Annotated in this window: 10 protein-coding genes; 4 read left to right on the plus strand and 6 right to left on the minus strand. The window is 71.1% G+C overall.

Annotation, left to right across the window (positions count from 1 at the left end):
• Nucleotides 1-94: 94 nt before the first annotated feature.
• The gene (locus AMYBE_RS0116855; protein WP_020660561.1) at nt 95-706 is read right to left on the minus strand and encodes a TetR/AcrR family transcriptional regulator; all 612 of its coding nucleotides are present in this window, start codon (nt 704-706) and stop codon (nt 95-97) included.
• Nucleotides 707-1,039: 333 nt separating this feature from the next.
• Here AMYBE_RS0116855 and AMYBE_RS41835 point away from each other — a divergent pair, with 333 nt between their 5' ends.
• Complete coding sequence (locus AMYBE_RS41835; protein WP_020660562.1) at nt 1,040-1,858, plus strand: IclR family transcriptional regulator; 819 nt, start codon at nt 1,040-1,042, stop codon at nt 1,856-1,858.
• Nucleotides 1,859-2,067: 209 nt separating this feature from the next.
• Here the strand turns inward: AMYBE_RS41835 and AMYBE_RS0116865 are convergent, their stop codons facing one another.
• Nucleotides 2,068-2,931 carry a GH25 family lysozyme gene (locus tag AMYBE_RS0116865; protein WP_084470047.1) on the minus strand — a complete coding sequence of 288 codons (864 nt, stop codon included), beginning with the start codon at nt 2,929-2,931 and terminating at the stop codon, nt 2,068-2,070.
• Nucleotides 2,932-3,144: 213 nt separating this feature from the next.
• Here AMYBE_RS0116865 and AMYBE_RS0116870 point away from each other — a divergent pair, with 213 nt between their 5' ends.
• The gene (locus tag AMYBE_RS0116870) at nt 3,145-4,083 is read left to right on the plus strand and encodes a DUF5829 family protein (protein ID WP_020660564.1); all 939 of its coding nucleotides are present in this window, start codon (nt 3,145-3,147) and stop codon (nt 4,081-4,083) included.
• Between the two features lie 4 nt (nt 4,084-4,087).
• On the opposite strand, the gene AMYBE_RS0116875 is transcribed toward AMYBE_RS0116870, so the two are convergent.
• Genes AMYBE_RS0116875 through benA form a run of 4 tightly spaced genes read right to left on the minus strand, consistent with a single transcriptional unit; the run spans nt 4,088 to nt 11,137 of the window.
• Nucleotides 4,088-6,727, minus strand: a complete 2,640-nt coding sequence (locus AMYBE_RS0116875; RefSeq protein WP_020660565.1) for a helix-turn-helix transcriptional regulator — start codon at nt 6,725-6,727, stop codon at nt 4,088-4,090.
• A 19-nt stretch (nt 6,728-6,746) separates the two neighbouring features.
• Nucleotides 6,747-9,248 (minus strand): benzoate 1,2-dioxygenase electron transfer component BenC, encoded by a 2,502-nt coding sequence (gene benC, locus AMYBE_RS46645; protein WP_020660566.1) that lies wholly within the window; start codon nt 9,246-9,248, stop codon nt 6,747-6,749.
• A 12-nt stretch (nt 9,249-9,260) separates the two neighbouring features.
• Nucleotides 9,261-9,770 (minus strand): benzoate 1,2-dioxygenase small subunit, encoded by a 510-nt coding sequence (gene benB, locus AMYBE_RS0116885; RefSeq protein WP_020660567.1) that lies wholly within the window; start codon nt 9,768-9,770, stop codon nt 9,261-9,263.
• Nucleotides 9,767-11,137, minus strand: coding sequence for a benzoate 1,2-dioxygenase large subunit (gene benA, locus AMYBE_RS0116890; protein WP_020660568.1), 1,371 nt, complete (start codon nt 11,135-11,137; stop codon nt 9,767-9,769). The genes benB and benA overlap by 4 nt, the downstream gene beginning before the upstream one ends.
• A gap of 229 nt (nt 11,138-11,366) precedes the next feature.
• On the opposite strand from benA, the gene AMYBE_RS0116895 reads away from it, so the two are divergent.
• Nucleotides 11,367-12,275, plus strand: a complete 909-nt coding sequence (locus AMYBE_RS0116895) for a LysR substrate-binding domain-containing protein (protein ID WP_020660569.1) — start codon at nt 11,367-11,369, stop codon at nt 12,273-12,275.
• A complete protein-coding gene (locus AMYBE_RS0116900; RefSeq protein ID WP_020660570.1) occupies nt 12,272-13,375 on the plus strand; it encodes a mandelate racemase/muconate lactonizing enzyme family protein in 1,104 nt (367 codons plus the stop codon). Before AMYBE_RS0116895 ends, AMYBE_RS0116900 begins: the two co-directional genes overlap by 4 nt.
• Nucleotides 13,376-13,380: the final 5 nt, after the last annotated feature.

Here is a 13,380-nt window from a genome sequence, read left to right on the forward strand (position 1 = left end):
GGGTTCGGGATCGGCCCCGACGCTACGAGGACTCCGCTCGGCGTGGCGGGCTCATCCCGGTCACCGGGAGGAACTGGTCACCGGGAGGAACTGGTCACCGCGCGGGGCGGCCCAGCTCAGCCAGCAGCAACCGGCACGCCAGCACCGTGTCCGCCTCCGCCTCCGCGGCGGTGATGTGCCCGTTCAGCTGCGAGGTCAGCACGCCGTACCAGGTCTGCTCGATCAGCCGGACCAGCCGGCGGTCGTGGTCGCTGGCGTCGGCGACCCCGGCGACGCGCAGGATCAGCTCCGCGAACTCGACCGCCGCGGCCATGTTCGGCGACTCCCCGGCAACCGTCGCGTTGTTCGACTGCAGCATCGCCTGCGCCAGCCGCGGCCGTTCCAGCAGCCGCCGCGCCGCGTCCACCAGCACCCGCGCGACCGCCTCGGCCGGTTCCTGGCCGGGCTCGACCGGGACGCTCATCCTGTCCAGCTGCTCGATCTGGCTGCGCAGCAGCGCGGTGAACAGGATTGTCTTGGACGGAAAGTACCGGTAGAGCGTGGCGATGGCGACGCCGGCGTCGCGGGCGACGTCGAGCATCTGGATCCGGTCGAGGCCGTGCTCGGCTCCGTGGTCCGCGGCCGCGCGCAGGATCCGCCGGTAGCGCTCCTGCTGGGCGGGCGAACTCGGCGTGGCAGGTGCCCGGTTCTCGGCGACTCTCGGCACCGCGGCTCCTCCCCTCGTGATCAGGCCATTCTCGCCCACGATCCTCCCACCGGGCGCCGCCGCTGCCGGTGAACGGGATGACCGCGGTCCGGCGCGGCGCTCCGCGGTGTCCTCCCAGGCGTTCGGGTCTCCCGGCAGCCGGGTCACCACGGGGCTCGCGAGGCCGATGTCCACACCGCCGTGCCTACCGGCCGCCCACCCCGGCACGAGCTGCTTCTCCCGCTGATCGGGAGCTGTGCCGCAGTCGTGACCCGCCGCGTGTTGACGCTGCTCGCGACCGCCGTGTTACCGTCAAACTAGAAATGATTTCATTTCGTCCGCGAGGAGCACAGCATGACGGTTGCCGCGATCGGAACGGGCCCGCTGAGCACGGACGACGCACCGGTCCGCGGCCTGCCGCCGTCGATGGTCGAGCGGATGACGCTGATCCTGGACGCCTTCGACACGCCGAGCACCCGGCTCACCCTCGAACAGGTCGCGCGCACGACCCGACTCCCCCGCTCGACCGCGCACCGCATCCTCGACCAACTGGTGCGGCTGGAGTGGCTGTCGCACTCGGCGTTCGGATACGCGCTCGGCGCCCGGGCGCTGAACCTCGGCGGCACCGGCGGCAACCACCTCGAACTGCGCGAAGCGACCGCGGCCGTCCTGCACGAATTGCAGCTTCGCACCGGGATGGTCGCTCACCTGGCGATCCTCGACGGCTCCGACGTCCGGTATCTGGACAAGGTCGGCGGCCGCTTCGCCGCGACCGTCCCGTCGCGCGTGGGCGGCCGCGCGCCCGCGCAGTGCACCGCGCTCGGCAAGGCGATGCTCGCGTGGCTGCCCGCCGAACAGGTCGAGGACCGGATCATGCCCGTGCTCGGCCGCCAGACCAGCCGGACGATCTGCGATCTGGCGACGCTGCACCGCGAACTCGGCCGCATCCGCGACCGCAACGGACTCGCCTTCGAGCGCGGCGAATGTTTCTCGGACATCTCCTGCGTCGCCGCCGCCATCCGCGGCCCGGAAGGGCCGGAGGCGGCGATCTCGCTGGTCGGCGATGCGCACACCGCGCTGGAGCGGGTCGCGCCGCTGGTCGTGATCGCCGCGCGGCAGGTCACTCAGGAGCTGTACCCGATGCTCCGGCTGCGCGCGGCCGAACCCGCCTGAACCTTGCCGTCCACAAAGGACTTTCAGGCACCGGGACGGCACCGGCCCGGCTCGACCCAGCTGTGCCCGGCGAACGGACGCGATTCCACGACCCGCGAAACTCCTCGCGCCGCCGCGCCGCTGTGCGCCCTGGCCGGGCTGGCGGTCCTCTCCTCGGCACGGCCCCGTGCGGGAGCCCGGTCCGGCTGGGCTCCCGCACGGGCCCGGGTTCAGCCGGTGGCCAGCACCTTCAGCCGGTCGAGACCGGCGCTGAAGTAGTCCTGGTCGAGCGGCGTGGACGTGTACTGCCAGAACGTGTAGAAGCCCCAGTGGTAGGGCAGCGTGCCCGGCGACGACGAGTAGTTCGCGACCCACAGCGGGTTCGTCGAGCTGAAGTCGCCCAGGTTGCCGGTGCACTGGGTCCACCAGCTGTTGGCGGTGTAGATCACCGGCCACCGCGACGTCTTGGCGTGGTACTCGTCGCTGAACGCCTTGATCCACGACACCATCGCGGACTGGCTGAGCCCGTAGCAGGCGGAGTTCGGCCCCCATTCGATGTCGAGCGTGCCGGGCAGCGTCTTGCCGTCCTTCGACCAGCCGCCGCCGTGCGCGACGAAGTAGTCGGCCTGTGCCGCGCCGCCGGAGAGGTCCGGACGGCCGTAGTGGTACGAGCCGCGGATCATGCCGACGTTGTAGGAACCGTTGTACTGCTGGGTGAAGTTCGGGTTCGTGTAGCCGGTTCCCTCGGTCGCCTTCACGTAGGCGAACCGCTTGCCCTGGTTCCAGTAGTTCTGCCAGTCGACGTTGCCCTGGTAGCTGCTCACGTCGATGCCGGACGTGGTAGTCAGCACCGACGCCGGAGCGGCGGCCGGCGCGGCGGGCTGATGCGCCCGGATGGACGCGCCCATCTGGTGGTTGTCCGGCGTCTCGGCCGAGGTGTTCGACGAGCCGGCCGCCCCGGGCGCGGCGGCTGCGGCAGGTGCAGCTGCTGCGCTCGGCGCGGTTGCCACGAACAGCGCGGCAGCCGCGGCGACCACCGCCGCGGTCAGGCGCCTGCGCGCCCTCCCGGCGGGTCCCCAGTGGTGAACGGTCATGAACAGGTCCTTTCTCGTGCCCTCGCGAGCGCGCCACCCGGTCAGGTGACGCGCGGACCTGATTCTGTTACTAAAGGTGAACCACTGTCACTGCTCCAAGTGAACTAATCTCCGGCTGATCAGATACCTGGTAAGACATTCTCAGTAGGCCGTTGCGGTCCTCTTGGACCAAACCGCCACCGTCTGGGCCGGCACGCCTTACTCTGCGGCGGCATGACGAATCGACGAAGAACCCGGACCGTCCTGAAGCTGCTCGCGCTGGTCTTCGCCCTGGTGACGACCGCGGCCGGAACCGCCACCGCAGCGGGAACCGCGACGGCGGCCGGACAATCCGCGCTGCTGCGGTTCAACCACTCCTACGGGGTGCTGGACCGCGAGACCGCCGACGCCATCGAGCATTCGGCCTATCTCCAGGAATTCGCGAACTTCCAGGTCCGGACCACCACCGGCGCCGGCGGCGAGAAATGGACCGGCCGGTACCTGATGGGCCGGGAAACCTACCTGGAACTGTTCGGCGTCGGCGACGTCCCGGGCAAAGACGGCAACCTCGGTTCGGCGGGCCTGGGAGTCTCGGTCGAACGCACCGGCCAGCTGTCCTCGGTGATCGGCCGGCTGCCTGATTTCGGCGTCGCGAACCCGGTCAAGTTCCTGCAGACCCGAGATTTCGGCGACGGCAAACCGGTGCCGTGGTTCGACGCGGTGTTCACCACCGACCAGTACGACACCTTCAGCGCCTGGGGCATGGAGTACCGCCCGGAGTACTTCGCCGACCCGCGCAGCAACACCGGTCCGGCGAGCTGCCCCGGCGACGTCAGCCGCGATCGGTACCTGCCGGACGGCTACCGCGACCATCTGATGCGCGACGTAACCGGCATCCGGCTCGGGATCACCGCGCGCGACCTGGACAGCACGCTGCCGCTGCTGCGCGCCGGGGGCATGGCGGTGCAGACCTTGCCCGGCGGTGCGGTGGCCAGCGACGGCATGACGACGATCCGGTTCGACGCGGTGCCGGTGGACCAGGTCGGTTTGCGGCAGGTGGACCTGGCGCTGAACCGGCCCGCGGGAACCCGGCAGGTGGAGCAGATCGGGCATTCGACACTGGTCGTGGGGCCGGGAGCGCATGCCCGGTGGACCTTCGGCCCTCGCGGCTGAGCAGCTACGCCACGTCGTCCGGTCCCGAACGCAGCACCGCCAGCTCCGTCCGGGACCGGATGCCCAGCTTCGCGTAGATCCGCGTCAAGTGGTACTGCACGGTCTTCACGGACAGAAACAGCTCCGCCGCCACCTCCCGGTTGGACTGTCCACGGGCGACCATCCTCGCCACCGCTTCCTCCTGCGGGGTAAGGCTGTCCGCCCCGGACCGCGGCAAATGCACCCCGCCCGCGCGAAGTTCCCGCTCGCAACGGGCCACATAGGTGGCCGCCCCCATCGACGCGAAGCCGTCTCGGGCGGCGACCAGCTGGGTATCCGCCCGCGCGCGCCGGCCGAGTCGCCGCAAGGTCTGCCCGTAGGCGAAGGCGATCCGCGCCTGGTCGTAGCGCAGCGGCAGCGCGTTGATCAGCTCCACCGCTTCCTCGAACGCCACCGCGGCACCGGCATGATCGTTCCGGGCTCCGAGCAACCGGCCGCGCGCCGCGGCGAGGCGGGCCTGAGCCGACCGGTGATCTCGTTTGACCGCCAGGCGTTCATGCGGTTCCAGGAAAGCATCGGCTTCCTCGGACCGTCCACTGAGGACCAATGCGTGCGCGTACAGATCCTGCCACGGCCAGTGCCCAGGCTCGTCGACCGCCGCGGGCAGGGACGAACGCGTCAACGGATGCAGGGCCCGCAGCACTCCGGCCGAATCCGCCGCGGCCTCGGCGACCTGTGCTCGCGCCAGGAGGCCCGGCACGCGCATGATCTCGTAGTCCTGCGGACCCGACGCGCACGCCAGCAACGCCTCGTCGGCCCGCTCCGGATCGCCCCGCAGCGCGTGCACGGCGGCGGCGGTCCAGTGCAGCAGTGGCGCGGTGAGCACGATCCCGGTGCGGTCGACCAGCACCAGCGCTTCCCGCACCACCCGCAACGCGTCGTCCCACTCCCCGCTGAGGAACAGCGTCCGGGCCAGCCAGGCTTGGGCCCACAGGGAAATCCGTGCCGAACCGCCCAGGTAGCTGGTCGGCACCGCACTTTCCAGGTCGACGCGCGCATCGTCGATGCGGTCGGTGAGCAGGTTCAGCCAGCCGCGTGCCATCACCACGCGTTGCGCCTGCGCGCCGTGCCGGATGCGCTCGGCCAGATGCGTGTAGTCGCGGCGCGCCTGCTTCGCGCGGCCCGACGCGGCGAGTCCCAGGCCGCGAATCGCGGCGGCCTCGATGGCGGCGGGCGTTTCCGGCACGGCCAGTTCCAAGGCTCGGTCCGCCCAGCGGACCAGGTCGTCCGCGGAGTACCGGCACAGCGCGTCGAGCACGTACCGCTGGCAGATCAACGCTGCCGTCTCCGGATCCCGTTCCGCGTTCACGATGTCCCACGCCCGGCTCAGCCGCCCGCCCGCCTCGGCGGCCCGGCCGCGCACCACGGCGAGGTACCCGAGCACCGCGTCCCGCAACGGCGTCTCCCGAACGCTTTCGACTTCCGGGGCGAGCGCCGCGGCGCGGAACACGTCACCGGCCCCGATCAGCGCGTCGACGGCTCGGGTGATGCGGGCTTGCCGCAGCTGCGCGTCCTCGGTCAGCCGGCCAGCGTCGTTGAGCAGCTCCGCGGCGGTGCCCCAAGCCCCGGCTGCCGCGCGTTCGACGGCCAGCGCGTCCAGCCGGTCGGCGACGCTCGCGTCCGGCACCGGGCTCGCCGCGACCAGCAGCCGCAGACTCCGCGCCGGGTCTTCGACCAGTTCGGCAGCCCGGCGCTGGAGCCGCGACCGGCGCGACGGGCCCAGCGACGCCAGCACCGCGGCACGAACCATCGGATCCGGCGGTCCGACTTCGGCGAGCCCCCGCGGCGCGAGTCCGACCAGCCGGACCGCGCAGGCCTCGTCCAGCACGGGCAGCGGGTCGCCGTCCAGCCCGGCCAGCTCGGCCGCCGAACGCACCGCCGCTCCGCCGCCGAGCACCGCCGTCGCGGCGACGAACCGCTCCGCTTCCGGCGACAGCGTCGCGAGCCGTTCCCGAACCGAAGCGGCGACGGCAGCCGGAGCGGGCAGATTGGGATCGAACCGCGCCCAGGTCGTCCGTGGCACCTCGGTCAGCAGCTGCACGACGTCGCGCGGCCGGCCGAGGGTGTGCCGGCACAGCCGCTCGGCCATCGTCGGGTGCAGCGCGATGCCTTGCGCGGACGCGAGTTCGGACACTCCCCCGGCGTCGAGCGGCGGCACGCGGACCTCGTCGTCGGCCATCCGGTTCAGCAGCTCCAGCACGTCGGCGCGGGCACGCGGATCGCCGGTCGCCGCGGTGAGCAGGACAGTCGCTCGCGCCGCCGGATGGTGGCGCAGCAACGACGACAGCGCTCGCACTGAGTCGACATCGGCCCACTGCGCGTCGTCGACGACCAGCAGCGCGCCCGGAGGCAGGTCCGCTGCGATCCGGGCGGCGACCGCAAGCGGGTCGCCCTCTGTGTTTAGGCCAGGGAAGAGCTGCCGCAGGACGGCGTATCCGCTGCCGCTCTCCCAGTCGGCCGCAGTCGCTCGCCGCACCGGACCGGCGAACGCGTCCGCCGCGCGCTGGGCGAGGGTTGTACGCCCGCAGCCGCCCGGACCGGACAGCAACACGGCGCGGCCCGTCTGGGTCAGCAGACGGGCCAGCTCCTGCGCCGGTCCGGTCACGGTCCTCCTTCGGTGCCCCTCAGCCGAGATCGCCCCCGGCGACCGGCAGCACGGTGCCGGTGACGTAGGACGCCTCGTCCGAGGCCAGGAACGCGATCGCCGCGGCCTGTTCGTCCAGGGTGCCGTACCGCTTGAGCAACGACGAATCGACGGTCTGGCCGATGTGCGCCTGGAACCACTCCCGCTCCTGGTCGGTGACCGGGTCCGGGCCGCCGCGCGGGATCCGGCGGGGCGGGGCTTCGGTGCCGCCCGGAGCGGTCGCGACCACCCGGATGCCCGCCTCGGCGTACTCGAACGCCAGCGACGCGGTGAGCGCGTTGACCCCGCCCTTCGCCGCCGAATACGGGATCCGGTGGATGCCCCGGGTGGCCGCCGACGACACGTTCACGATCACCCCGCCGCGCCGCTGCGCCATCGACGGCAGCGCGGCCCGGCAGGAGTACAGCGCGGTCAGCAGCGAACGGCGGATCTCGGCCTCGATCTCGTCCGGGCCGAACTCGGTGAACGGCTTGAACCGCAGCGCGCCGCCGACGTTGTTGACCAGCACGTCGATCCGGCCGAACCGGGCCAGCGCCGCCTCGGCGACCGCCTGCGCCCCGGCGAACGTCTCCAGGTCCGCGACCACCGGCAACGCTTCCGGCAGCTCCCCGGCCAGCTCGCTGACCAGGCCGGACCGGTCGGCGAGCACCAGAGCGCCGCCCTCCGCGGCGATCCGCCGGGCGGTCGCCTCGCCGATCCCCTGCGCGGCTCCGGTGACCACCACGACCTTGCCCGCGAACCGGCCCGGCGAGACGAACTTCGGGCCCGCCGCGCCGCCCATCGCGCGCCGTGTGGTGATCTTGGACCGGTCCGCGTGCCCGGCGATCAGCCGGCGCGCGGTGCCTCGGTCGCCCCGCTCGAAGGCGGAGACGAGGTCCAGGTGGTCCTGGGTGCACCGCGGATGGCACCAGGTCGCGTTGCGCAGCGTCTCGGCCATGTGGCCCTTCACGCCGAGAGCCTGGTACGCCTGCAGCAGGTGCTCGTTTCCGGTGAGAGTGAACAGGTAGTCGTGAAACGCCGCGTTGGTTTCGGTGTAGGCGGCGGCGTCGAGGAATCGGTCACCGTCCACATAGGGCACTGTCGATTCGGCGAGCAGCCGGTACCCGGCGAGCTGGCCCGAGGTCAGCCGTCCGATGGTCAGTTCGACGGCGCCGAGCTCGAGCGCTTGCCGCGCCTCGAAAACCGCGTCCGATTCGTGCACCGACGGATGTTCCTCGCCGATCTCGTATTCGCCCGGGGATTCCTCCGGCGCGGGCAGCATTTCCTGGCCCGCGACCGTTCGCGCGATCCGCGCTTCCTCCGCCGCGGACAGCGCGGCGCCCGCCCGCAGCGGCGGCAATTCCGCGGCCGGGAACAACTCCTGCCCGGCCAGCGCACGGCCCGCGCCGAACTCCGGCTCCGGCTCCGGCGGCGACTCCGGCGCGACCGGAGCCACCACGGTCACCGGAGCCACCGGAGCATCGGGCGTGCGCGCCGGAGCGGCGAGAGCGAACTTCTCGTAATAGAACCCGGTCGGCTCGAACCCGCCCGACGAGAAATGCCCGCGCACAGCTTCGACCATCGGCGGCGGCCCGCACAGATAGACCGCGACGTCGCCGCCGTGCAGGTGCTCGTCCCGGATCAGCGTGGTCACATATCCCTTGTTGGGCGCGGCACTGTCCGGATCGGACACGCAGTAGTCCCAGGTCAGCCCGGGCACCTCGGCCGCGAGTTTCTCCAGCGTCGCGGTCTCCACCAGATCGTCGTCGGTGCTCACCCCGTACACCAGGTGCGCGGGCCGGGCGGTGCCGCGATCGCGCATCGCCCGCACGATGGACAGGATCGGCGCGAGCCCGGTTCCGCCGGCCAGCAACAGCACCGGCCGGTCGGTCTCGCGGAGGAAGAAGCTCCCGTGCGGCCCGCTGAAGGTCAGCTCGTCACCGGGCTTGGCCCGCTCGGTCAGGTACTCCGACATGACCCCGCCGGGCGTGAGCTTCACCAGGAACGTCAGCTGCTCGTCCTCGGGCGCGTTGCTGAACGAGTACGACCGCGTCGCGTCCGAGCCCGGCACGGCGATGTTCACGTACTGCCCGGGCAGGAACGCGAGCCGGTCCCGGTCGCGGATCTCGACGGTCAGCGCGATCGTCGTCGGCGAAAGCCGGTCCAGCGCCGCCACCGTGCCGTGATGCTCGGCGGCCTGAGTCTTCGCGACCGCCGAGGTGCTCGCGATCTGCAGCACCAGATCGGACTTCGGCTTCATGCTGCACGGCAGCACATACCCGCGCGCGGCCTCGTCCGCGCTCAGCGCGTCGTCGAGGTAGTCCCCGCCTTCGTACTCTCCCGATTCGCAGAACGCCTTGCACGTCCCGCACGCCCCGTCGCGGCAATCGAGCGGGATGTTGATCCGCTGCCGGTACGACGCGTCCGCGACGGTCTGCTCCGGCGCGCAGGCGACGAAGCGGGTGACACCGTCCTCAAAGGACAGAGCGATCCGGTGGTTCATGACCGCCTCCGCTCAGAAGTGGTAGATGTCGACGACGTGGTGGATGTAGTCGTTCTTGAGCACCACCGTCTTGCGCCGGATCAGCGGCGCGGCACCGGAAAAATCGACGGTGTAGAACGAAGTCCCGTAATACGGGTCGACCGTGCGGTAGCGGAAGTACATGGTGTGCCAGTTGAACCGCACGTCCACCAGGTCGCCACGGCGCTCGATCAGCTCCACATTGGAAATGTTGTGGCTGGTGCGCGGTTCCGGGATCGACGTCGCGCTGGAGCGCTCGGTGCGGATCCGGAAGACCCGGTCCTCGAGCCCGCCCTTGTTCGGGTAGTAGATCAGCGAAATGTCGCGCTGCGGGTCCTCGGTGAGCAGATCGTCGTCGCCCCAGGACGGCATCCAGTACACGACGTCGTCGGCGTAGCAGGTCAGCCACTTCTCGAACTCGCGGTCGTCCAGGTACCGCGCCTCGCGGTAGAGGAACTGCTCGACGTCCTGCTGGGTGATGGTCTTCTCGGCGGCCGCGGTCATCGGTTCTCTCCTCGGACAGCCTGCTCGCGGTCGATCGCCGCGCGCATGGTTTCCTGCCAATACCCGTGCTGCACCGGGTAAAGCCCCTCGTCCTCGTTCTTCTGCCCGGCCGAGACGACCCCGGTCAGCCCGAGCGACGACGCGACCTCGTCCGGCCCGGTCAGCCAGTGCCGTGCGCCCCGGCTCATGTCGTTCCACGGCGCGGCCGTCGCCCGGAAGGTCAGCTGGCAGGACCGGAACTCCTCCAGGTCGTCCGGCGTCGCCATCCCGGAGGCGTTGAAGAAGTCCTCGTACTGCCGGATCCGCCAGGCCCGGGCCTCGGCGCTCTCGCCCTTCGGCGCGATGCAGTAGATGGTGACCTCGGTCTTGTCCGGCGCGATCGGCCGGAAATGCCGGATCTGCGTGGAGAACTGGTCCATCAGGTACACGTTGGGGTACACGCACAGGTTCCGGGAGCCGCGCACCATGAACTCGCCCTTGGCGGCGCCGTACTTCTCCTTCAGCTCCGCCATCCGCGGCCACAGCGGCCGGTCCTGCGGGTTCCCGGCCCAGGTCCACAGGCACAGGTGCCCGTGCGGGAACGACCAGTACCCGCCGCCGGACTTGCCCCATGCGCCGGCGTCGAGTGTCTTCGTCTCGTTCGCCGACTCGCCGGTGTTGCGCCGGGCCGTGGTGGCGGCGTAGTTCCAGTGCGTGGCGGTGACGTGGTAGCCGTCCGCGCCGTTCTCCGCCTGCACCTTCCAGTTGCCGTCGTAGGTGTAGGTGGACGCGCCGCGCAGCACTTCGAGCCCGCCCGGCGACTGGTCCACGAGCATGTCGATCACCTTCGCGGCGTCGCCGAGGTGCTCGGTCAGCGGCAGCACGTCCGGATTGAGGCTGCCGAACAGGAACCCGCGGTAGGACTCGAAGCGGGCGACCTTCGTCAGGTCGTGCGAGCCGCCGGTGTCGAACGACTCCGGGTAGCCCGCGCCGTCCGGGTCCTTCACTTTCAGCAGTTTGCCGTCGTTGCGGAAGGTCCAGCCGTGGAACGGGCAGGTGAGCGTCGGGCGGTTGTCGCGCTTGCGGCGGCAGATCATCGCGCCGCGGTGCGCGCAGGCGTTGATCAGGCAGTGCAGCTCGCCGGCCTTGTCCCGGGTGATGACGACCGGCTGGCGGCCGATGTTCGTGGTGAAGTAGTCGCCGGGGTCCGGCAGCTGGCTTTCGTGCGCGAGGTAGATCCAGTTGCCCTCGAAGATGTGCTTCATCTCGAGTTCGAAGATCTCCTCGTCGGTGAAGATGCGGCGGTTCGCGCGGTAGACCCCCGCCTCCGGATCGTCCACCACCGCGTCCGCGACCACCGCGGCAGCGTGGTCCAGCGTCTCCGTCATGACTCCTCCAACGGGCCTCTGATCTGCACTGACCGGCCCCCGAGCAGGGCGCTGCCCGAACTGTGGCAGGACGACGGCGAGGGCACACCAGGGCAAGACCCAGTCCTGACCTAGGGTGCAATTAATCGACCGCGTTTATCAATCTGACGAAAACCGCTCCTTGTCTTCACTCAATACCCGAACTTACGGTGAGCGAGACCACTCGAGGAGCCGGTGAGGAGGCAGCCCGATGGAACTGCGCCACCTGCGGTACTTCGCCGCCGTCGCCGAGACCTGCCACTTCGGCCGGGCCGCCGAACGCCTGCACCTCGCCCAGCCCGCGCTCTCGCACGCCATCCGGCAGCTGGAGGACGAGCTGGGCGTCGCGCTGCTCAGCCGCACCACCCGGCAGGTGCAGGTCACCCCGGCCGGCCGGTTCTTCCTCGCCGAAGCCCAGCGCATCCTGGACGCGGTCGAAGCCGGCGCGCGCGGCGCCCGGCGCATCGCGGACGGACGGCGCGGGCTGGCCCGGATCGGCTTCACCGGCACCGCCGCGCTCTCCCATCTGCCGCAGGTCGCCCGCGCGCTGCGGCACCGGCTGCCCGAAGTCGAACTGGAGGTGCATGCCGACCTGCTCACCGGCGAGCAGTGCGAGCGGCTGCGCGACGGCACGCTCGACATCGGCGTGCTGCGGCCGCCGGTCACCGGCGGCGACCTCGACCTGCACCTGATCGAAACCGAGCCGCTGATCCTCGCCGTCCCGGCCGACCACCGGCTGGCGGTCGAACCGGTGGTGTCGATGAGCGACCTGCGTGCCGAAGCGTTCGTCACCTACCCGGCCAGCCATTCCGTCGTCAACGAGGCCGTGCTGCGCAGCTGCCGCGATGCCGGGTTCACCCCGCAGCGCGAGCAAGAAGCGGCCGGCACCGCGGTGCTGCTGGCGCTGGTCGCCGGCGGGCTCGGCGTCGGCGTCGTCCCCGCGTCCGCGCGGGCCCTGCCGCTGGCCGGGGTCGTGTTCCGCGACCTCGCCGGCGCCGCGTCCGTCCAGCTCGCGCTCGCCTGGCACCGCGACCGGCCCCCGGCACTGGTCCCGGCCGTGCTGGACGCGCTGAGCGACCTGTTCCCCGTCGAAGTGCCCGTGTCAGGGAGGACACGATGAAGATCACCCGGGTGGAGGCGATCCCGTTCGCCATCCCCTACCGCAAGCCGCTGCGCTTCGCCTCCGGCGAGGTGCGCACCGCCGAGCACGTGCTGGTCCGCGTGCACACCGACGACGGCGTCGTCGGCGTCGCCGAAGCGCCCCCGCGGCCGTTCACCTACGGCGAGACCCAGGCCGGCATCGTCGCGGTCCTGGAGACGGTGTTCGCGCCGCAAGTGGTCGGGCTGAGCCTGCTGGAGCGCGAGACAGTGCACGCCCGGCTCGGCCGCACCGTCGGCAACCCGGCCGCGAAGTCCGCTTTGGACATGGCGATCTGGGACGCGCTCGGGCAGAGCCTGGACGTGTCGGTGACCGAACTGCTCGGCGGGTACACCGACCGGATGAAGGTCTCGCACATGCTCGGCTTCGACGAACCGGCCGCGATGGTCGCCGAAGCGGAACGGATCCGCGACACCTACGGCATCACCACGTTCAAGGTGAAGGTCGGCCGCCGGCCGGTTTCGCTGGACACCGACGTGGTCCGCGCGCTGCGCACCCGATTCGGCGGCGAGGTCGACCTGTACGTGGACGGCAACCGCGGCTGGACCGCCGCGGAATCCGCCCGGGCGATGAAGGAAATGGCCGACCTCGACCTGCTGTTCGCCGAGGAGCTGTGCCCGGCCGACGACGTGCTCGGCCGCCGCTGGCTGGTGTCGCGTTTGGACATCCCGTTCATCGCCGACGAATCCGCGGTCACCCCGGCGGACGTGACCCGCGAGATCCTGGCCGGCTCGGCCACCGCGATCAGCATCAAGACCGCCCGCACCGGTTTCACCCGCTCGCAGCGCACCCACCACCTCGCGGAGGGACTCGGGCTGGAAGTGGTGATGGGCAACCAGATCGACGGCCAGATCGGTTCACTGTGCACTGTCGCGTTCGGATCGGCCTACGAGCTCACGGCACGCCGCCCTGGCGAGCTGTCCAACTTTCTCGACATGACCGACGACCTGCTCGCCGAACCGCTGCGCATCGCGGACGGCGAACTGGCCATCCGCCCCGGCGCCGGCCTCGGCGCCGCCCTCGACCCCGACAAGCTCCGGCACTACCGCCAGGACGCCTGAGCCGG

The sequence above is a fragment of the Amycolatopsis benzoatilytica AK 16/65 genome, from assembly GCF_000383915.1.
Lineage (GTDB): Bacteria > Actinomycetota > Actinomycetes > Mycobacteriales > Pseudonocardiaceae > Amycolatopsis > Amycolatopsis benzoatilytica.

Bases quoted from the DNA above. Each gene is read 5' to 3' on its own strand.
- AMYBE_RS41835 (WP_020660562.1), top strand. From the start codon at position 1,040: ATGACGGTTGCCGCGATCGGAACGGGCCCGCTGAGCACGGACGACGCA.
- AMYBE_RS0116865 (WP_084470047.1), bottom strand. From the start codon at position 2,931: ATGACCGTTCACCACTGGGGACCCGCCGGGAGGGCGCGCAGGCGCCTG.
- AMYBE_RS0116870 (WP_020660564.1), top strand. From the start codon at position 3,145: ATGACGAATCGACGAAGAACCCGGACCGTCCTGAAGCTGCTCGCGCTG.
- benC (WP_020660566.1), bottom strand. From the start codon at position 9,248: ATGAACCACCGGATCGCTCTGTCCTTTGAGGACGGTGTCACCCGCTTC.
- benB (WP_020660567.1), bottom strand. From the start codon at position 9,770: ATGACCGCGGCCGCCGAGAAGACCATCACCCAGCAGGACGTCGAGCAG.
- benA (WP_020660568.1), bottom strand. From the start codon at position 11,137: ATGACGGAGACGCTGGACCACGCTGCCGCGGTGGTCGCGGACGCGGTG.
- AMYBE_RS0116895 (WP_020660569.1), top strand. From the start codon at position 11,367: ATGGAACTGCGCCACCTGCGGTACTTCGCCGCCGTCGCCGAGACCTGC.
- AMYBE_RS0116900 (WP_020660570.1), top strand. From the start codon at position 12,272: ATGAAGATCACCCGGGTGGAGGCGATCCCGTTCGCCATCCCCTACCGC.